The sequence below is a fragment of the Streptomyces tricolor genome (assembly GCF_002155905.1).
GTDB classification, from domain to species: Bacteria; Actinomycetota; Actinomycetes; order Streptomycetales; family Streptomycetaceae; genus Streptomyces; species Streptomyces tricolor.
In genome coordinates, this window is sequence record NZ_MUMF01000928.1 from 1 (window position 1) to 367 (window position 367).

Consider the following 367-nt stretch of genomic DNA (forward strand, 5'->3'; position numbering starts at 1 on the left):
GCCCGGTGCCGCCGCACGCGGCCACGGGCCCGGCCAACGTGATCCTGCCGAACCCCGCCTCGGCCGCCGCGGGCCAGGTCCTCGTCGGCGGACTGCCGGCCGCGCGGGCCCGCGACCGGACGGCGTGCGGCGTGCTGCGCGATGCGTCCGGCGGTCGCGCCGTCGCCGGGGGCGAAGACGTAGTCGTGGATGCCGCAGCCGAACTCGGGGCGCATGGGGCGCTCGCCGGGCGCGGTGCCGAGCACCAGGCGGATCGCCTCCTCGATCTCCCGCTCCCGTTCGACCAGGGCGATGCCGCCGGTCGGCCCGACCCGCAGCGGGAACGCCCAGCCGCGGCCGATGAACCGCTCGCTCATCACACGCCCCC

1 protein-coding gene is annotated in these 367 nt (G+C 78.7%); it reads right to left on the reverse strand.

The genetic code is table 11. The annotated features are described in order from the left end of the window. Window positions 1–356, reverse strand: a 356-nt coding sequence (locus CCN44_RS47120; RefSeq protein ID WP_244204067.1) for a GPW/gp25 family protein, incomplete at its 3' end; no start/stop codon positions are given. Between the last annotated feature and the right edge of the window lie 11 nt (window positions 357–367).